Annotated in this window: 13 protein-coding genes; 11 read left to right on the top strand and 2 right to left on the bottom strand. The window is 59.9% G+C overall.

What is annotated here, in order from left to right:
• Nucleotides 1-274: 274 nt before the first annotated feature.
• From BXA00_RS08130 to BXA00_RS08085, 10 genes are all read left to right on the top strand, one after another.
• Nucleotides 275-1,684: a PLP-dependent aminotransferase family protein gene (locus BXA00_RS08130; RefSeq protein WP_231952232.1), complete on the top strand. Its 1,410-nt coding sequence runs from the start codon at nt 275-277 to the stop codon at nt 1,682-1,684.
• A gap of 491 nt (nt 1,685-2,175) precedes the next feature.
• Nucleotides 2,176-2,871, top strand: coding sequence for a hypothetical protein (locus BXA00_RS08125; protein ID WP_076517818.1), 696 nt, complete (start codon nt 2,176-2,178; stop codon nt 2,869-2,871).
• 1 nt (nt 2,872) lies between these two features.
• Complete coding sequence (locus BXA00_RS08120) at nt 2,873-4,606, top strand: hypothetical protein (RefSeq protein ID WP_076517816.1); 1,734 nt, start codon at nt 2,873-2,875, stop codon at nt 4,604-4,606.
• Entirely contained in the window at nt 4,584-6,317 is a 1,734-nt protein-coding gene (locus BXA00_RS08115; RefSeq protein ID WP_076517814.1) for a LeoA/HP0731 family dynamin-like GTPase, read from the top strand. Before BXA00_RS08120 ends, BXA00_RS08115 begins: the two co-directional genes overlap by 23 nt.
• 225 nt (nt 6,318-6,542) lie before the next feature.
• A complete protein-coding gene (locus BXA00_RS08110; protein WP_076517812.1) occupies nt 6,543-6,839 on the top strand; it encodes a hypothetical protein in 297 nt (98 codons plus the stop codon).
• A gap of 71 nt (nt 6,840-6,910) precedes the next feature.
• Nucleotides 6,911-7,945, top strand: a complete 1,035-nt coding sequence (locus tag BXA00_RS08105; RefSeq protein WP_231952231.1) for a YafY family protein — start codon at nt 6,911-6,913, stop codon at nt 7,943-7,945.
• 99 nt (nt 7,946-8,044) lie between these two features.
• A complete protein-coding gene (locus BXA00_RS29065; protein ID WP_172805862.1) occupies nt 8,045-8,185 on the top strand; it encodes a hypothetical protein in 141 nt (46 codons plus the stop codon).
• A gap of 437 nt (nt 8,186-8,622) precedes the next feature.
• Nucleotides 8,623-10,254, top strand: coding sequence for an ATP-binding domain-containing protein (locus BXA00_RS08095; protein WP_076517808.1), 1,632 nt, complete (start codon nt 8,623-8,625; stop codon nt 10,252-10,254).
• Between the two features lie 464 nt (nt 10,255-10,718).
• Nucleotides 10,719-13,496: an McrB family protein gene (locus tag BXA00_RS29150; RefSeq protein WP_197685570.1), complete on the top strand. Its 2,778-nt coding sequence runs from the start codon at nt 10,719-10,721 to the stop codon at nt 13,494-13,496.
• Complete coding sequence (locus BXA00_RS08085) at nt 13,493-14,797, top strand: McrC family protein (protein WP_076517805.1); 1,305 nt, start codon at nt 13,493-13,495, stop codon at nt 14,795-14,797. Before BXA00_RS29150 ends, BXA00_RS08085 begins: the two co-directional genes overlap by 4 nt.
• A 339-nt stretch (nt 14,798-15,136) precedes the next feature.
• Here the strand turns inward: BXA00_RS08085 and BXA00_RS08075 are convergent, their stop codons facing one another.
• A complete protein-coding gene (locus BXA00_RS08075; protein WP_231952230.1) occupies nt 15,137-16,030 on the bottom strand; it encodes a response regulator transcription factor in 894 nt (297 codons plus the stop codon).
• The gene (locus tag BXA00_RS08070; protein WP_076517799.1) at nt 16,014-19,406 is read right to left on the bottom strand and encodes an ATP-binding protein; all 3,393 of its coding nucleotides are present in this window, start codon (nt 19,404-19,406) and stop codon (nt 16,014-16,016) included. Before BXA00_RS08070 ends, BXA00_RS08075 begins: the two co-directional genes overlap by 17 nt.
• 196 nt (nt 19,407-19,602) lie before the next feature.
• Between BXA00_RS08070 and urtA the strand changes: the two genes are divergently transcribed.
• Nucleotides 19,603-20,865, top strand: a complete 1,263-nt coding sequence (urtA, locus tag BXA00_RS08065) for an urea ABC transporter substrate-binding protein (protein WP_076517797.1) — start codon at nt 19,603-19,605, stop codon at nt 20,863-20,865.
• Nucleotides 20,866-20,903 lie beyond the last annotated feature (38 nt).

Below are 20,903 nucleotides of genomic sequence, written 5' to 3'. Positions count from 1 at the left end.
AGGACGAGGACCTTGAACGTACCGAGGACTACAGGGATCCAAAAATTCATCATTTCCTCAAAACGCTGCTCGGCAGCTTCGTGTACGACGCATGGGCCAGGCAAAGACAATCGAACGGTAGCCGGGAGGGCTGGCTCGGCCAGAGCGAGCGTTATACTCCATACAAGATTTCCGAATTTTACCGACAAAATCCATACAAACAGTTGAATGGTTAGCTTTGTATGGATTTTCATCCCTCTAGAAGCGGCCCAACCCCCATACCTCTCGCTAAGACATGTCTCTCTCCCCTCGCCTGAAAAAAGCAAACATGTCTTGGGTGCGACCGCTTACCGCAGGCGCAGGCGCGCGTTACCAGCAGATCGCCACGCAGATCGTTACCGCGGTCGAGGACGGTGTGCTTCGGCCGGGCGACCGCCTGCCCCCGCAGCGTGAACTGGCTCAGACATTGGGCGTTGATCTGACGACGGTCACGCGTGCGTACACGGAAGTGCGCCAGAAAGGGATTCTGGAAGCGCAGGGGGCGGGGGGGACCTATGTTGCCTATTCGGGGTTGGAAACAGGCGGGACGATCGATCTGGGAATGAACATCCCGCCCTTGCTCGGCAGTGCGGCGTTTGCGCACATGCTTGCGCAAGGCAGCAGCGCCACGCAGGCTGCGGCAAGCTCGATGGATCTGATGAGCTATCACGTGGGCGCAGGGGCCCATCGGCATCGCGCAGCCGCCGCGAAATGGCTGCAGCCGATGACGGGCAGCCTGGACACTGAGCGGATCGTGGTGTGCCCCGGCGCGCAAACCGCTATTGCGGCACTGCTTCTGGCCAAAAGCCAGTCCGGCGATGCCATTGCTTGCGATGCGTTGACTTACCCAGGCTTTTTGGCTGCGGCCCGCTTGCTCCAACGCTCGGCCGTAGGGGTGAAGTCGGATGAATTCGGCATGGATCCTGTCGACCTTGACCGCGTGTGCGAACAACATCGTCCCGCGCTGCTGTATTTGAATCCGACGATTCAGAACCCGACTGCGCTGACGCTCTCCACCGAGCGACGAATGGCGTTGCTGCGTGTGGCGGAGAAGTACGCGCTGCCCGTCATTGAAGACGATCCTTACTGGCTGTTGGCCGAGCGTGCGCCAAGCACGATGTTCTCTTTGGCTGCCCATACGTCGTCGACGCCGGTCTACTACGTGTCGACGCTATCCAAATGCATCGCGCCAGGACTTCGAACCGCCTACCTGGTCGTGCCTGCCGGTGAGCCCTTAAGTCCCGTGCTCGATGCCCTGCGTTCGCTGGCGCAGATGCCCACGCCCTGGATGACTGAGATGGCGACGACGTGGATCGCGTCGGGCGCTGCCGTTCAATGGCTGGCACAGGTCAAAAGTGAGCTGCGGCATCGACAAGCCATTGCGGCGTCGATCCTTCCGGGCGATATGCAGGCTGACCCGAATGGGCTGCACCTCTGGCTGCAGTTGCCGCGTCATATCGACTTCTACCGGCTTACCCAGACGGCGCTGCAACAAGGGTTGAGCGTCACGGACTCGGCGTCGTTTTCCACGGGGTCGTTCAGCCCCTTGGCGCTGCGTGTGTCATTGGGGGGCGCCATGGATCGAGATCGGCTGACGCAGGGGCTGACCCGGTTGGCGGAGTTGCTCAAGGGCGATCTTGCCAGGCGGGTGTCGCACGTGGTGTGAGTTACCGGGGAGGTCGGTTTAAGCGCTTGGCTTCGGTCAGTCAACGATGTCTTCATACTGCAGGACGGCTGGGGCGGGGCTGCCGAGTTTCGGAAATCATGTTCGGACGTTGACGGACTTTATTTCGCAACTTCAGTTTGGTAGACACGATTGTCGGATCTTTACTAACAGTTACGGGGTCAGCCGGGGTCTTCGTGCTCGATATTCCGAATGTGGTGGATTGCCGCATGGCGCTTGTGGATTCCACCTGCGCATTCGGAAGATGCTTTCCGCGAACCATCTCCTTACAGGCATCAATATGCCTGATATACTAACTGTTACAGTTAAGCCTGCAAACACGCCGTCGATTTACGGCTTCATCTGGCGCTGCGTTGTTTGTCGCCAGCCGCTAGGTCGCGCTGTGAATATTTTGCGCATATTGGCTCTGCCAACTTCAGCTGCAGGCCCCTAATAGGCCGCCGCCTAAATGCATTTCCTCAAAAAGACGCGATATGAACGCTCCGGAAGACTTCAACCGGCTGTATGTCCACGTATCAGACAGTATCGGCAGTGCCACTGCAGACATTCTCTCGCTTAATGTCGAACATAAAGACGGCAAGCGCGAAATTGGCAATATTATCCACAAGCTTCGTGAAATCCAGGCCCGCTTCGATAGCGAGCTGCACCAGTTGAAAGCGCATGCTGAGTGGGACACGTTCACGCTGGCGTTTTTCGGCGAGACCAACGCGGGCAAGAGCACAATCATCGACTCTCTACGCATCCTGTTCAAGGAGGAATCTCGCCAAGCACTCCTGCAGCAGCACGCCGATGATCTGGAACAGTTCTCGCAAGCCTTAACTGCCCACCTCGATTGCGTTCGCGAAGGCTTGCACGCCCTGTACAGCGAATACACGAATGAACTGGCCACCATCAGTCAAAGCGCCAACCGATTGGCACAAATAGTTCAGCGCGAAGCCCAGGAGCGAAATGCAATCGCTCAGGCTGAAGCTGATGCCAGGGTCAGGCTTGCCGATGATGAAGCTCGTGCGCGTCTTGACGCGGAGCAGAATGAAGCCTCGAAACGCCTGCAAATCGTGCAAGCGCACGCGGTATCTCGTGGCAGGGTGCGTCTGTTTCTAGTCGGCGCCGGTGGGATCCTAATCGGCGCCACGGCGGGAGCGGTTCTGCTGAATTTGGTAGGAGGCTGAATTGGACCGCTTCGAATTTGATGAGCTGTTCGGTGCGACCACCTCGACGTCCTCAACGGTTGCTTCCATTTGTGCGCCAGCCCTCCAGCGCATTGATACGCGATCCCCCGCACTCGAGGCATTGCTCAATCGCCAACTCACAATACTGCTCGAGAAGCTGCTTGCCTATGAACGCAAGAAGAGTCAAGTACACCGGGTAGATGGCCTGATCATCGGTACTGGCGAAGCCGACTTCACCAAGGGAAATACGCTCTATCCCCTGAACTACAAAGGTAAACGCTTTCAGCTGATCGATGTGCCTGGTATCGAGGGCGACGAAAGCAAGTACGCTCACATGGTCCGCGAAGCGGTGGCCAAGGCGCACTTGGTCTTCTATGTGAATGGCACCAATAAAAAGCCGGAAAAGGCGACCGCGCAGAAAATCCGCGGCTACCTTCGCCTGGGCACACGCGTCTGTCCCTTGATCAACGTGCGTGGCAATGCCGATGCCTACGAGTTCGAGGAAGACCGCGAGACGCTGACGGGCCACGGCGGCGTTACCAACGCCTTGCAGCAGACAGAGGAAGTACTGCACGCGGTATTGGGCAGCAAGGTCATGCAACCCGGTCATTGCGTGCAGGGATTGCTAGCGTTCTCAGCCCTCGCATGCGATCCGCAAACCGGGCGCACCACGATTGATCCATCCCGTGATAGAGATCTGGTCATCCAACAGCGCAATTACCAGAAGCACTTCGCCTCACAAAAGGCGATGTACGACTTCAGCCAAATCAAGTCTGTCGCCAATGTGCTGCACGAAAAGCTTTCGACCTTTCGTGAGGACATGATCGAGAGCAACAAGACCAAGGTGCGCGAACTGCTGTCGGAGAATCTTGAAACGTTGCAAGCGCTGCACACAACGCACGAAGCGTTTGTCGCGAGGACCAAGCCGGAATTCGAGAAGTGCCACGAAGCGATCAAAGAGGCTCGAGAACGTTTCGAGCGACTGATTGTTGCCGGGCGGAAAAACCTTTGGGACAAGTTCTTCAACAGCCTTAAGGAAGATGCCGACGAGATTGTCGAGAGATTCTTCGGCGATAACGACACGATAGCCCGCGAGATCAATAGCGCGTTCAGGACCCGCCACGAGTCGGTCAAAGACGATTTGCAGGCGCAGTTTGAAACGTACCTCGCCGATCTGCATCAGGATCTGCAGCAGGCAATGCGACGGCTGTTGGAGGACGTTGCGCGCGTCGAGTTCGAACAACTGCTTCGCGATGCGGAAATCCCGAGCATTCGTTACAAGACTCCGGAATTGGGCTTGGGCCTAGAACTCGGAGACTATGGTTGGATGGCTTTCAACATCGGATCCTACGCCTTAGCGGGGGCCGGTATTGGTTCAGCGTTTCCCGTGATCGGCAACCTGATTGGCGCTGCTGTAGGCGTTTTAGTGGGCGTTCTGGTCAACGTGCTGAGTTTTCTTACCGGCAAAGAAAAGCGCATTCGGAAGGCACAAGGACAAGTGCAGGAGAAGATTGACGACGCCTGGGCCGAAACCCGTAAAGCGCTGCAGGAGGAGCTAAAGACGCTGTTCGTCCCTGTGCGGAACCAGATTGACGAAGCCGTCCTCTCTCGCGTGCAGCAACTCAACGAATCACTCGAGCGCCCCTTGACGATCATCAAACAGCAGATGGCGCAAATGGACCGTACCAAAGAACAGTTGGAGAAGATGCCTTATGGAACCATTCAAGCAGTTTAATGTTGACAAGCAAACGGCCCTGCAGCGGCTGGAGCAACTGCGTGCAGTACTCAATGAACTGGGTGAGATGGGCGCGGACGTCGGCGTCGGGCTGCAAAAGATCGATTCGGCAGTGCAGGCGGTCGAATCCGACGTTTTGCGCATAGCCTTGCTGGGCGCATTCTCCGACGGCAAAACCAGCGTCATCGCGGCTTGGCTTGGCAAGGTCATGTCGGACATGAACATCGACATGGATGAGTCCTCAGATCGCTTGGCAATCTATTCCCCTGAGGGGTTGCCCGAGAAGTGCGAGATCGTCGACACTCCCGGTCTGTTCGGTGATAAGGAGAAAGAAGTCGACGGCGCGCAGGTGATGTATGAAGACTTGACCAAACGCTATATTTCCGAAGCACATCTGATTCTGTATGTGGTGGATGCCACAAATCCTCTCAAGGAAAGTCACGCCGACATTGTCAAGTGGGTCCTTCGAGACCTGAACAAGCTCTCCTCTACCGTTTTTGTGATCAACAAAATGGACGAGGTAACGGATCTTTCCGAACAAGTGCTGTTTGATGCCCAGGCAACAATCAAGAAGGACAACCTCAAGGCCAAGCTGCAACGCACGGCAAATCTCGACGCGGAGGAAGTGTCCCAATTGAATATCGTTTGCGTGGCCTCCAACCCGAATGGTCGCGGCCTGGAGTTTTGGTTCGGCAGGCCAGAACAGTATGAAAGCCGTTCACGGATCAACGATCTGAAGGTCGCGACAGCTCGGGTGCTTCGACACAACGTGCCCGCAGTGTTGATTGCCAAGACTGGCCTGGATGTAGTGCGCGACGTCGTTGGCCAACATGTTTTATGCGCGGAGGAGCAACTGGAGCAACTCGAAGCGTTTGCCGCGCAGAATGCCGAGGAATCCGCACGCATCGGCCAGGACATTGCAAAAGGCCGCCGCGAAGTCAAACGATTGGCCGGTGAACTGTTCGAGGAACTGCAAAACCTTGAGAGGGGCTTGCTGGGAAAACTGCGTCCCCTTTCCCTGGAGAACATACGTGAATTCCTTGAGGACGAGCTCGGATACGCTGAGGAGGGAGTAGGTTTCAAGCTGAACCTCAGGATTAAGACCGCGATCGATCGGTCATTCGATCAGTCATCCAAAGTCACCAGTCGCATCTCCCAGGATATCGGTCGCCAGCTGAACTCTAGCGAGAGCTTTCTCGATGCTTTGGGCGGAACAGCACTGAAATCGATGAGCGGGGCCGCCAAGGGGATAGCCAACCTGAACCCCGACATCATCAAAGGTGCGGTATTTGCCGCTCGCGATGCGCTCAGCGCGGTGACGGGTGTAGCGATCAAGTTCAAGCCCTGGCAGGCGACCAAGATCGCCGGAGCCATTTCCAAATGGGCAGGACCTGCAGGCGCAGCCTTCACTCTTACGTCGGACCTCCTGAGCGCATACAAGGCTCACGAGCTGGAACAGGAATTGAAGAGCGCCAAGGAGTCAATCGGTGAGCTGATCAAGAGCGCCTTCAAAGACATCTACGACATCATCGGCGACGACGAGAAGCTGCTTGACTTCTTTGCCCCGCAGCTTAAAGCGTTCGAGAAGATCATTGAATCCGTGGAAGAGCGCTCGACTTTCATCAACACGAGCCAAGCCAAGCTCCAGAGCGTTAAAACTAAGTTGAATGGGCTGATGCCTCAGCCTGCGCGAGTTGCGATGGCGGAGTGAAAGATCATTGAAGGACGCCACAGGGCTTACCGATTATCAACTGTAGAGGATGCCGACCATGCCGCTCGAACGAGCAATGTCGGTGATGGCATCCGAGGGTACCGGTCGGCGACTCGCGTCGCCCTCCGGACAGTTGATTTGGAACACCCTGGCCCGCTGGAGGCCATGCGCCAAGGGCGGCAATGCAAAGCTTGGTGCGCGGGTAGTCACTCCTGGAGTGGACGTATGGAGGATGGCTACAAGACGCTGCATGTCTGGCGCGAGACGCGAAAGTTCGCCCATCGCATTCTTCTGGCCGTGGCCGGCACCGACCAGACCTCGTTGCAGTATTCGACAGTATTGCGCAACGCGCTCTCAGCATCGCTGATGCCGCCGGCCGCGCTTGCTGTGGCGGGCGCGTCAGAGAAGCAATTGCGGCGCACGATTGGCGAGGCTGGCTTGCAGGATCTGCATACCTTGGCCGCCTCGCTCCCGACGCTGGACGGCGCAATGCGCGTCGAGGCGCTGTTGGGATTTGAATAGCCGGCGCTCGATCGGTTTTGTCCATTTAGGCATCCCAAATTCATGCCGTTAACGCGTAAACGAAGCGAGTGATGTTCAATATGCCCCCGCTGGTCGCCAAAATTTTTCATGTTTTGAAGGACGCCGAGAAAGGCGGTCGCTTCATGAGCACCCCCGAAGTGCACCGGGAGCTGTGCCAGTCCCTACCCCATCCCCCAGTCGTGAAGACAGTACAGCGCACGCTGCAGAGGCTGCAGGACGAGCAGTTGGTGGAATCAGAGAAGCGGGGCACGGCACTCGTCTGGCGCAAACGGGCCGGCGCAGGTGGCGTGGCCGCCAGGTCGGCCAGCCTCATGACGCACGAGCAGGCGCTCGCGCTCCAGACCTTGAAGCGGTTTTCGTCGCGGCAGATTCCCTCGCTGGTTGCGGAGTCGCTGTCTTCATTGTTCGACACCGCCGAAAAGCGCCTGGGCGTCTCGCACAATGACAGCGAGCGCCGATATCGTAAATGGGTCGACAAGGTTGAAGTGGAAAGCGGCGGATTTGCTCTGCAACATCCGTCCATCGATTCCACTTTGTTCTCCGTCGTTACCCGAGCCCTGTTCTACGAGCAGAAGCTGGATGTCGTGTATCGCGTCCGTTCGAGGGCGAATCAGGAAACTGCGAGGATTCTGAATCCCTTGGGCCTGGTGGAAGTTGGCGGCCTAGTCTATCTCGTTGCCGCAATGGCTGCTTATGAAAAGCCCGCCGTTTACCGGCTGGACAGGCTCGTCAGCGCAAACATGCTGCCCGAGGTGTTCTCCTATCCCCCCGAATTCAGCCTTGCCGATTTTGTGAAGGAACAACGGCAGTTCGACTTCATGGTCGAAGGCCCCATTCCTGTCGAACTGCATTTTCTTAATGGTGCTGGCAACCATCTGCTCGAATCGCCGCTATCGGACGACCAGGTGGCGTGGCCTGCGGGAACGGGCCTGAATATAAGGGGCACCGTCCTCCTCAGCAAGCGCTTGCGCTGGTGGCTGCGGGCGTTCGGGCCCAACGTCGAGGTGCTGGGGCCGGCGGAACTGCGCGACGAGATGGCGGCAGAAGCGCGCGCGCTTGCGGCCATGTACGCGGAAAAGCCATAAGCGCGGCGCACTCGAGACATGATTTGTCCCGAGTGGGTTCTAACCTGCATTCAAGCCTGAAGTCGCAGGACTCAGGATTTCCCTCTTTTCGGAGCCCAAATGTTTAACAACACCGCATCCCCCATGGAGCACCTTGTTGCCTTTGCCATCGCTTTCGTGGCAGGTGTAGCCAGCACCGCAATCCTCGGTAGGTATATCGACGCGGTGAAGAGGGACACGGTGGAAGACGCTGGCGTTTGAGCCGAAGACGTTTGTGTCGACGTTTCCCCTATTTTTGGATCCCGAGCATGCCCGTCCGTCCCAAACCGTTCACCCAGGTCTGCCCCCAATGCAATTGGTCGAGGACGTTCGCTCCGGCTGGCGATGCGTTGATAGCCGGGCATGACATTGCGACACGCTGTCCACGCTGCGGATCGAAGGAATTAAAACTCCGTGAGCCCTCGGCGCTTGCGTCGTTGTCGAGTCGATTGAAACGCCTGTTGGATTGATGCTCCTGGCGTATATATGCGCGTCAGATTATTGAACGCGCCGCAATGCATCGAGCGTCGGTTCCGTCCCCGTTCCCGACTTTCAGCAAGGAGAAGGTTTTGAGAGAAATAAATCCTCGCGGAGGACGGATGCGATCTGAAGTAGCGACGGAATAGCCCATCAAGTTCACAGTCGAGGAGGTCGGCGAAATGGCGCGTATCGTGCCGGACGGTTGGCAAGACATGGGCGCCATCGGCGCTATGCGCCGGGAAGTTGAGACACTCGCGGTCCTGGCGCAAGGGTTGGCGGACGATTACACGGTCTATCACGCCGTGCATTGGACGAATATCGACGGTGCGCACGCGATCCACGGCGAAGTCGATTTCGTTGTGGTTAACCGCGCAGGCCACATGATGCTGATCGAGCAGAAATGCGGCGAGCTCGAGGAAACGCCCAACGGGTTGGCCAAGAACTACAGCGGCAGGTTGAAGTCGGTGCCGGTGCAGATGGCGCGCACCGTGAACAGCATGCGCCACAAGCTGACGCGCACCCTCGATGGCGAGTATGTCAGGATCGAGCACCTGCTTTTTTGCCCGGACTATGTCTGCAACTCGCCCCAAACTGCGGGGGTGATACCGGAGCGTATCGTGGATGCGCGTCGCCGCGATGCATTGTGTTCCGTGATCCAGGAGATTCTGCCTGCGGGCGACGCGGGTCCGCTGTTTGTGAAAGTGGACCGGTTTCTTTGTGATGTGATTCAGCTGGAAACCGATGCCAGCGTCTTGGCCGGTCAGGCGAAGGCCCTTGTCACGCGTGTTTCCAGCGGCTTGGCCTATTGGGCGCGACAGCTCGACATGACGCCGTTTCGTCTGCATGTGACGGGGACGGCGGGTTCCGGGAAGACGCAGTTGGCATTGGCTGAGTATCGCGGGACGATCGAATCCGGCCTCAGGCCCCTCTATCTCTGCTTCAACCGGCCGCTGGCCGATCACATCGCCATGATCGCGCCATCGGGGGGGATGGCATGCACGTTTCACATGCTGTGCGAACGGATGCTGCGGCAGTCTGGCGCGGTGCCGAACTTCAATTCGGCAACGGCCTTTGACCAGCTCGTCCAGGCGTGCGCTGATCTACCAGTCCCGCCGGAGCTGCTTTTCGATACAGTCATCGTGGACGAAGGGCAGGATATCAAGGCTGAATGGTTCGACTTGATACGCCGGCATGCCCGGGAAGACGCCCGCATCATCTGGCTTGAAGACCCGATGCAGAAGCTCTATCGCCATACGACCGTAACGCTTCCCGGATGGACCCGCCTGCGTGCGGACAGGAATTTCCGAAGTCCGCGTTCGGTCGTCCAGTTGCTTCAGGCAATAGTGCCGGACGAGATAAGCGTGGTTTCTGCGTCCCCCGTCGCGGGGCATGACGTGGAGTTCCTTGTGTATGAGAGCACCGCGGACTTGATCGGGAAGGTGAAGGAGGGCGTGCAAGCGTGTCTGTCCGAGGGATTTGCCGCCACGGACATTGCGTTGCTCACCTATCGGGGCAGGGCTAGCTCCCGCGTACTTTCGTATGATCAGTTGGGCCCCTACGTTTTAAGAAAGTTCCAGGGCACTTACGACGCAGAAGGTCGGCCGGGTTATTCACAGGGCGAAATCATGGCGGACACCGTGCACCGGTTCAAGGGACAGTCTGCGCCCGCGGTAGTGGTGGCAGAGATCGATTTTGAAACGCTGGGCGACGAGGAGGTAAGGCGCCTGTTCGTCGGCGCGACGCGTGCCGCGATGAAGCTGGTGCTGGTTATGTCTGAGCGAGCTGCGGCGCAGTTGCTTGATCGGCTTTGAGCGCCCTCGGCGCGAACCGGATGGGACCTGACGCTCGACACCATTGCTGGTGAGGCGTGCGTTGAGCACTTCCCGGTATTCATCGTTGGAGGCAGGCGTCTGCCGAAGCCTCGAGCATTGCGCAGATACAGGAAGCGCAGACCACTGCTCTGGTTGCGGTGGTTGTCGGGCAGACGTAGCAGCCAGTTTGTTTAATGGCGCACCCATATTTATCGCATGCGGGTCGGACCAGGAGTTGATAAGCGTCCTCAAACATTATCGCCAAACCGCGAGCTGGCCTGATTTATATGCTGCTCGATTTTCCAAAACTTATACACGGTATTAAGTCACTGAACTCTTTCGTTTCCATCCGCTTGAATGCCAACAATGCGGTTACATCGAATATCTCAAGTGGCACTGTGCGATCTCCGATAGTTCCGCTAACGCGCTAAGATATCGCGGCTTTCGGCGGTTTGAATGTATACGTGAAAAAAGCTTCCCCAGAAAGCAGGCGACTCAAGGAATACATGAAAGAGAACGAATTCAAAGCGTGGATGCAAGCCGAGGGCTATTCGAAGACGACGGTTAACACGCAAATGACGGACGTGCGGCGCATCGAAAGGGCATATGGCGATCTCGATAACTTGCCAGACGGTTTAACGCTGGCGGCAATTCGAGAAACGATGCAGTACTCGAAAGCGGATGAGCGGGCTGGTCGGCCAAACCCGTCGCGTTTTGAGATTGACGGCAATCTATATGATGGCCTTGCGCATTTCCGGGCGACGCTTAATTTCTACCGGCGCTTTCTCGATACAGAGGCCCTCCCTCGCGGTGTCGGCACGTTCGGCCTGACGCCGCAAGACATCCTTCAGGCGATCGATCGGTGCGATGCGGCGAAGTCGGTCACGGACTTCATCGCTAGCCACGAGGGTCTGGGAAATCCAATGAAGTTTTGGCTGTTGCATCGGGGAAAGCGCTATCCGAGCAAGGCGATTGTGCGTGATGCGTTGGGCCATATCGGCAGCGAAGAGCTACCGGGAGGCGGCCAGTGCAAAACTGCGCTGGATGCTCTCGGCTTCGTGGTCATTGACTGGAAAGCCTTCAAGGAACTGCGCGAAACCTTCCTTTCGCGTATGTCGGGGTTTAAAGATTTTCGTCAGCAGAACGGTGACTATTGGGCCAACGAGCGTCGTCCAAAAGACCGTGCGATTCAGCAAGTCCAGGCAATTACCGCATCGCCTGCGGATGACCGCAGCGCTGGCGAGCAGATCTATCGTGCGCTCTGTGTCGATGGCGAAGGTCTGCCTTTGTCGCAGCGAGTTCTGAACGAGGTCGAAATGGCCCAGTCGGAACCACGGGATCGCTTTTATGAAGCGATTGCCCAGATTGCACGGAATGAAGACGATCCACTTGCCACTATCACAGAGGGTGCGAAAACTCTCGAGCAGTTGAAGGACGGCGGCCTCCCCGGACTTCATCGGGCGGAAGTTCTGGCGATAGCGGTCAGCATCGTCGGAACCGTGCATCCAGAAGCCGCGTGCTGGTTCGATATCAGCCGTATCGAGGCGATGGGGAAGCGCCTGTTCGGCCGGAAATTGTTTGACCACAACGATTTCACACCCTCCGATGTTGATGAATTCCTGCAGATCGTGCGCGCGCTGTTCGCCTTGTTCGATGGTGAACTCGGGTGGAATCCCGTCGATCTATTTGACGTGCAGGGCTTCGTCTGGGCGGCGCTGGATGACAAGCGGGAGCATGAGGAAGAGGCACGATTTGTCGAGGAACCTACGACCGGAATCCTACATGACGGTCCTTATTGGTTCGTTGGCGCATCTTACGGCCGGACTAACGATCAGTTCGATCGCTTCATCGCCGAGGGGATCTGGGAAATCGATAGCCCCAGCGATCGGCACCGAGAGCAGGTGCTGCGGATGCAGCCCGGCGATCCCATCGCGATCAAGGCAACATACGTTCGCAAGAACGGCCTGCCGTTCGACAACCGCGGCCGCTCGGTATCCGTTATGTCCATTAAAGCGGTCGGCACAGTCAGGGCAAATGAAGGGGACGGTGAGCGGGTGTCGGTTGACTGGGAGCCCGTTCTTGTCCCTCGAGAGTGGTATCACTACACATATCAGCCCACGATCTGGGAAGTTCATAACACCAACCAGATGGCGCAGCGCCTGATCCGCTTTGCATTCCATGGCGAAAATCAGGATCATGCCTGGTTCCTACAGAACTTGGCTAACTGGGGTGGGCTTCCCTCAGACGAACCACCTCCGCTGGATCCGGTGAAGCGCTCGCCGCAGAACCTTATCCTGTATGGGCCCCCTGGCACGGGCAAGACATACCGCACCATGGCCGAGGCGGTACGGCTGTGCCGAGGGCTTCCGGACAGTGATCCGCTGTTGCATGATGCCGCACGGCGTCAGGAGTTGCGGCAGGCCTATGAGGAGTTGAAGGGCCAAGGTCAGATTGGCTTCGTCACCTTCCATCAGAACTACGCGTACGAGGATTTCGTGGAGGGTTTACGACCGCACCCGCTCACCGATGGCGTAGGCTTTACCCTGAAGGCGCAACCTGGCGTACTACGGCAGATGGCAGAGGCAGCCGAGGCCAGCGCCGAGGAGCACGTCCTCATCATCGACGAGATCAACCGCGCCAATATCTCCAGGGTGTTCGGCGAGCTTATCACCCTGATCGAGCCCGACAAGCGCGTCGGCATGGACGAGGGCATGCGGCTTACCTTGCCTTATAGCAACGCGCGCTTCGGCGTCCCGGCCAATCTTCACTTCATCGGCACCATGAACACCGCAGACCGGTCGATTGCATTGCTCGACACTGCGCTCCGGCGCAGGTTCGAGTTCCGGGAGTTGATGCCGGATGTTTCGCTGCTTGGGACGGTAAGCGGCATCGATCTCGCCGCGCTTCTCGCCACAATTAATGAGCGGATCGAGTATCTATTCGACCGTGAACATCAGATCGGCCACGCTTATTTCATTCGCTGCGAAACACGGCGCGACATAGACGAGGTCATGCGGCATAAGGTGATCCCGTTGCTGGCTGAGTATTTCTACGAAGATTGGGGAAAGGTAGCCGCTGTGCTGGGTGATGGCGATGATCGAGACGGCGAACATAAGGGCAGCTTTATTGAGCGTCGGCGACTGAAAGCTCCCAAGGGGTTGGGCAATGGCGAGGATTCAGCCCCTCGCTATCGTTGGAGCGTACGCGACACTTTTTCCTATAACGGTTTCACCTCGCAGTGATCCACCGTACGATACTGGAGTGGGAGACGATTCGCTACGGCGACGCGGCGGACGAGATCCCGGCGCACGCCGCAGACCGGATCGCTGCGGTCGCGGCGGCATCGCCGTTGGCCGGTAGAGAGGGCGGTGGAATCCTTGAGCACGGCCGCAAAGCGCTTCACGCGCGTGGCGTCGTCGGAGTGATCGCCGCTCCAGGCAGCGTGCTGGAAATCCTGCCCAAGATTGATATTCCTGGCGAGGATGGGGATCGGGCTACCGGAAGCATCCGCCGTCGGCTTGTCCATATGCTAGGCGTCGCGCTCAATCTAAAAATTGATGCAGGGCAAGTCACGGCGCTTGACTGGCAACGTGAGACGATGCTCGAGATCCTGATTCGCCTGTTCTCGGAGAAGCTGGCTGATGCCCTGCGTCAGGGCATGCCGCGTCGCTACGTCGAACGGGCCGACGATCTGCCTGCATTGCGTGGACGGCTGGACGTGAAGCGCCAGTTTACGGCGCTTGCTATCGAGCCGTCTCGGCTGGCTTGTAGCTATGACGCGCTGACTCACGATATCGCACTCAACCGCATCATGAAGGCGGCGGTCACGCGGCTCTCGCGTAGCGCACGCACGACTGACAATCAGCGGCGGTTGAGTGAACTCGCATTCGCCTATGCGGACATTGCCGCCGTGCCACGCTCCGCGCTGCGATGGAACGATGTGGTTTTGGATCGCACCAACGCACGCTGGCGCGAGTTGCTTAATCTCGCACGCCTGCTATTGGGTGAGCGCTTCCAAACCACATCGGCAGGCGGCATCGACGGTTTCTCGCTGTTGTTTGAGATGAGTGCCTTGTTTGAAGAGTATGTCGCGCGCACTCTTAGGCGAGCGTTGATCGATACCGATCTGCATGTCGTCACCCAAGGCGGCCGGCTTTATTGTCTTGAGACTGCAGATAGACAACAGCTCTTTCAGACGCGGCCAGACATTTTGATTAAGCGTGGCGATGCCGTGTTGCAGGTGATCGATACCAAGTGGAAGCGAATCGTCCCGGGGATAGACGATCCGAAGCGGGGGGTGTCGCAGACGGATGTGTATCAGATGATGGCCTATAGTCGCGTCTACCAATGCGACAAGTTGACCCTGCTCTATCCGCATCATGCGCAGTCCGGGAGCGACGAGGGCTTGATCGCCGACTATGCAATCAAATCCAGCCGGGATCGTTTGGAGCTCTTCTCTATCGACGTGTCGCGAGACGACGATATTAAGGCTCGCTTGGCCTCTGTTTGTTCCTTGGTTGTGGGGCGCCCAGGTCAAAAGTGAGCTGCGGCATCGACAAGCTATTGCGGCGTCGATCCTTCCGGGCAACATTCAGGCCGACCCGAATGGGCTGCACCTCTGGCTGCAGTTGCCGCGTCATATCGACTTCTACCGGCTTACCCAGACGGCGCTGCAACAAGGACTGAGCGTCACGGACTCGGCGTCATTTTCCGCGGGGTCCTTCAGCCCCTTGGCGCTGCGTGTGTCATTGGGGGGCGCCATGGATCGAGATCGGCTGACGCAGGGGTTGACCCGGTTGGCGGAGTTGCTAAAGGGCGATCCCGCCAGGCGGGTGTCGCACGTGGTGTGAGTTACCGGGGCGTGCAGCCTTGGCTTTCCCCGTCAAAAGCTCTCCCCCTGCCGCACCGCCAGTGCCGCCGCCGCCGCGCGGGTTTCCACGCCCAGTTTGACGTAGATGTGTTCCAGGTGCTTGTTCACCGTGCGTGGCGCCATGCCCAGGATCTCGGCGATGTCCCGATTGGTCTTTCCCTTGGCCAACCAGCGCAGCACATCGGCTTCGCGTGGCGTCAGGCCGTAGGCCGGCGCCAGCGGCGCGGTCTCCTGCAACAGCAGCAACGTCTCGCCGCTGCGCCGTGATGCCGACAGGCTCAAGGTCAGGCGGCCGCGCGCGCTGACGATCACCAAGGGTTCGGCCGCAGGGCCGGCCGCCAGGTTGCGCGCCACCCAATCCGCCAAGGGCGCCGGCAGCTCCGTCGCGTCCTCGGCGCAGCCAAAATACGCCGCCAGCCAGATCCGGGCCTTGCCTGTCTTCCAGATCGGCAGCCCGCGCGCATCCAGCGCCACCACGGCGCGCGCCGCCGCATCGATCGCGTCGAAGGCCGCCGACAGGCTGCGCGCGTTGCGCAAATGCGTGCGCAGCCTGGCCACCACCACATCCGGGTCCAGCGGCTTGGTCACGTAATCCACGCCGCCCACTTGAAACCCTTTCAGCACGTGCTCGGGATCGGTCAGGCCCGTCATGAACACCACCGGCACATCGGCCGCCGCCGGATGCGCTTTGAGGCGCGCGCAGGTCTCGAAGCCGTCCATGCCCGGCATGACCGCATCGAGGAGCACGATGTCCGGCACCACGAAGTCCACCCGTTCTATCGCCGACTGGCCATCGATTGCCACCAGCACCTGATAGCCCGCCGCATCCAATGCGGTGGAGAGCATTTTCAGATTGTCTGGCGCATCATCGACCAGCATGACGAGGTTTTTATCGGGCGTGGGCATGGTGACGCTGTACATGATGTTTAAGCAGCTGATTGAATTCGCTCAGTTGAAACTCGCCAGCCAGCGCCCGCAGATGCGTCGTCAGTTCGCGCGCTTCGGCCCGGCGGCCCTGTATTTCTTCCAGCTTGGCCTGGATGCCCTTGATGTAGCCCATGGCCCCCAGTTCCAGCAGCGCCTCGGCATCCTCGCGCTCCAGCGCCACCCGATGCAGGTCGCCCGCCGGCAGCGCCGGTTCCACCTGCGCCACCTGCCAGTCCAGCTTGAGCAGACGGCCGAGATGACTTAGCAGATCCTCATACAGCACCGGCTTGGCAATGAATGCGTCATGCCCGCGTTGCGCCGGGTCTTTCGGATCCAGCCCCAGGATGTTGGCCGACAGCATCACAATGGGCACGGCCACGCCTGCATCGCGCAGGCGCCGCAGGACTTCCCATCCGGTCATATCCGGCATCGAGACGTCCATCAAGATCAGGGCCGGCCGCAGCGTATGCACGCAGGCCAGGCAGGCGGCGCCATGCGGCGCCTCGTGCACCTCAAAGCCCAGCGGCTCCAGCAGGTCGCGAACCAGGCGCCGCTGCGAAGGCTGGTCGTCCACCGTCAGGATCCGCAGCCGCTCGCCGCGATAGCCCACCACCAGCCCCGACGGCCGGGCATCGCTGCGCGGCGAGCGCACCTCTGGCAGGAACAGCTTGAGCGTGAACACGCTGCCGCGGCCGACGGCGCTGCGCACCGTCAATTCGCCGCCCATGATGCCGGTCAGCATGCGGCAGATGGTCAGGCCCAGGCCCGTGCCGGAATCGGCCTGCTCGACCGCCGCCCAGCTGCGCTCAAAGGGCAGGAAGATGCGTTCCAGGTCCTCGGCCGGTATGCCCCGGCCGCTATCCTCCACTTCGAACAGCACCATGTCCGCCGCGGACTTCACGCGCATCGACACCTGCCCCTCCGTGGTGAATTTCAGCGCATTGCTCAACAGGTTGATCAGGATCTGCCGCAGCCGCTTTTCGTCGACATGCACGATGGACGGCAGTTCCGCCGCTTCATAGCAGAAGGTCAGCCCTTTGAGCGTGCTCTGCGGCCGGAACATCTGCACGATCTGCTCCAGGAACTCCGGCAGGCGCAGTTCGCTGTTCTCCAGCCTGAGCCTGCCCGCCTCGATGCGCGCGATGTCCAGCAAGCCATCGATCAGGCCGATCAGGTGCTTGCCGCTGCGATGAATCACGTCGATGGCCTCGCGCCGCGCCGGCGGCAGGCCCGGGTCGCGCAGCAGGATCTGCGCGTAGCCCAGAATGCTGTTCAAGGGCGCGCGCAATTCGTGGCTCATGCCGCCCATGAAGCGGCTCTTGGCCAGATTGGCGCTTTCGGCGGCTTCCTTGGCCTGCTGCAGTTGCGCGTCGGTCTGTTTGTGCGCCTCGATTTCGCGCAGCAGCAAATGGGTCTGGCGATCCGATTCCTCTTGCGCCACGCGCCGGCTTTCATGGGCCAGGACCAGCCACCACGCCGCCACGCCGCCGATCAGCAACAGGGCGGCGTACAGCTTCAGGAAGGTCGGCCGCAGACCCGAGGGGTCCAGGCCGGCCCGCGTGTGGCTGGCGACCTCCTGGTAGTAGATCAGGCCCAGAATGCCGGCCAGCAGCGCGCCCATGCCCGCCACGATCAGGAGGTAGTGGCCCAGGCGGCTATGCAAGAGCGGCGTGACCCGCGCCGGCAGCAGCCGGCCCAACACGGCCTGCACCTGATCCTTCAGGCGTCCCTGCTGTTTGCAGCGATCCTGGCAGCGGGCATCCAGCGTGCAGCACAAGGAACAGATGGCGCCGTTATAGGCCGGGCAATGCGCCATGTCGGGCTGTTCGAAGCGGTTGGCGCAGATCACGCAGACATGGTCGGATCCGGCGACATCGACGGGCGTGCGCGCCAGGTTGTAGCGCCCGCGCGTGCGCCAGGCGATGACGGGTGCGCAGACAAAGGCCGCCAGCAAGGCCACGAAGGGCGACAAGGCCTGCGCCAGCGCGCCCGCGGTGCCGGGAAACACGCCGGCAAAGGCCAGCAGGCCCAGCGTCATGGCGATCAGCATGCTGCCCACGCCGACCGGGTTGATGTCATACAGATAGGCGCGGCGAAACTCGATGCGTTTCGGCGACAGGCCCAGCGGCTTGTTGATCACCAGATCCGCCACCAGCGCCCCGATCCAGGCCAGGGCCACGTGCGAGAACACCGCCAGCACATGCTCCAGCGCGCCAAACACGCCCATCTCCATGAGGACCACGGCGATCAGCACGTTGAACACCAGCCATACCACCCGGCCCGGATGGCTGTGCGTGATGCGGGCAAAGAAGTTGGACCAGGCCAGCGAGCCGGCATACGCATTGGTCACGTTGATCTTGACCTGCGAGACCACCACAAAGGCCGTCACCAGCACCAGTGCCAGGCCGGGATCGCTGACGACATAGGTGTAGGCCGCCAGATACATGTGGGTGGGGTCCCCCGCTTTGTCAGCGGGCGCGCCCAGGGACAGGGCCAGCCAGGCCAGAAAGGCGCCGCCCAGGATCTTGGCCGCGCCGGGCAGGATCCAGCCCGGACCCGCGCAGATCAGCGCGAGCCACCAGCGTCGGCGGTTGGCCGCCGTGCGTTCCGGCAGAAAGCGCAGGAAGTCGACCTGTTCGCCGATCTGCGTCACCAGCGAGGCGGCGACCGCCACCGCTGAGCCGAACATCAGCAGATTGAAACTGCCGCCCCGGCCGTCATAGCCCGGAAACTGCAGGAACGCCTGCAACGCCCCGGGATCGCGAAAGGCGATGAAGGCATAGGGCAAGAGCAGCAGCAGCAGCCATATCGGCTGCGTCCATGACTGCAGCCGGCTGATGAAGGTGATGCCATAGGCCACCATGGGCAGGATGACCACGGCGCACAGGAGATAGCCGATGGACAGCGGCAAGCCGGTGGCCAGTTCGATGGCCAGCGCCATGATGGCCGCTTCCAGCGCAAAAAAGATGAAGGTGAAGGAGGCGTAGATCAGCGACGTGATGGTCGAGCCGATATAGCCAAAGCCGGCGCCTCGCGTCAGCAGATCCATGTCCAGGCCATGGCGCGCCGCGTAATAGGCGATCGGCAGGCCGGTCAGGAAGGTGACCAGGGCCACGGCAACGATGGCCCAGAACGCATTGATGAAGCCGTAGTTCAGCGCCAGCGCGCCGCCGATGGCTTCCAGCGCCAGAAAGGAGACGGCGCCCAGGGCGGTATTGGCGACGCGGAACTCCGACCATTTGCGAAACGACACGGGCGTGAAACGCAGCGCATAGTCTTCCAGCGTTTCATTGGCGACCCAGGTGTTGTAGTCGCGGCGGATCTTGACGATGCGTTGGGGCGCGCTGGCAGACAAGTCGGGCTCCGAGGGAGTGGGGGATACGTCATTGAACGTAGTTGCCGTTGTAACGCCCGGGAGGCGGGGCTGCCTGTACGTCAATCAACGTATGTTGCACTGCGGCATAGGCTCCTAGTATGCCCTCACCGTCCGGGCTGCGGCATGTGCCGCGCATGCTCGGTTTCCCTGGTCGTGATCCATTGAGGAGTCATCGATGTCTGGCAAAACCCCTTTTGATAATGCTCCGGAACTGCCCTCGCGCCGGCGCCTGGCCCTGGCTTTTGCCTCGCTGCCGCTGTTGGGCATACCGGCGCTGTCGCGTGCGGCCGCCCCGGCCACTTCGGCCATCAACACCACCGGCCTGGCCATTACCGACACGGAAGTCACGGTAGGCCAGTTGCACTCGGCGACCGGCACCATGGCCATCAGCGAAACGGGGTCGATCCAATCGGAGCGCCTGGCCATCGAGCAGATCAATGCCATGGGCGGCATTCTGGGCCGCAAGATCAAGATCATCCAGGAAGACGGCGCCTCCGACTGGCCGACCTTCGCCGAAAAGGCCCGCAAGCTGCTGGTCAGCGACAAGGTCGCCACCGTGTTCGGCTGCTGGACGTCGGCCTCGCGCAAGGCGGTCCTGCCGGTGTTCGAGAAAGAAAACGGCCTGCTGTACTACCCGACCTTTTATGAAGGCCTGGAGCAATCCAAGAACGTCTTCTATACCGGCCAGGAGGCCACGCAGCAGATCCTGTCCAGCCTGGACTGGCTGTCGCGCGAGCAGAAGGCGCGCTCTTTCTACCTGATCGGCTCCGACTACATCTGGCCGCGCACGTCGAACAAGATCGCCAGGAAGCACATCGAGAACGTGCTCAAGGGCGAAGTGGTCGGCGAGGAATACTACCCGCTGGGCCACACGCAATTCGGCTCGCTGATCAACAAGATCAAGCTGAAAAAGCCCGATGTCGTGTTCGCCGTGGTGGTGGGCGGCAGCAATGTGTCTTTCTACAAGCAGCTCAAGGCGGCTGGCGTCACCAGCGGCAAGCAGAAGCTCCTGACCATCTCGGTGACCGAAGACGAATTGCTGGGCATCGGCGGTGAAAACGCCGAGGGCTTCTGGTCGTGCATGAAGTACTTCCAGAGCCTGGACAACGCCAACAACAAGAAGTTCGTCGAAGCGTTCAAGGCCAAGTACGGCGCCAATGCGGTGGTCGGCGACGTGACGCAGGCGGCCTATCTGGGCCCCTGGCTGTGGAAGATGGCGGTGGAAAAGGCCGGCAGCTTCGATGTCGACAAAGTGGTCGCCGCCTCGGCCGGCCTGGAATTCAAGGAAGCGCCCGAAGGCTACGTCAAGATCGACCCCAACCACCACCTGTGGAGCAAGACGCGCATCGCCCAGATCCGCAAGGACGGCCAGTTCGACGTGATCTTCGAAACCCCGGAGCTGATCAAGCCCGATCCCTTCCCCAAGGGCTATCAGTAATCACCTCGATCCGGGCGCCGCGCGCGGCGCCCTTTCCA

The organism is Achromobacter sp. MFA1 R4 (assembly GCF_900156745.1).
In the GTDB taxonomy this organism is placed as follows: domain Bacteria; phylum Pseudomonadota; class Gammaproteobacteria; order Burkholderiales; family Burkholderiaceae_B; genus Achromobacter.
Note: the sequence above shows the minus strand (reverse complement) of the source record. Positions and strands in the feature narration are given on the sequence as shown.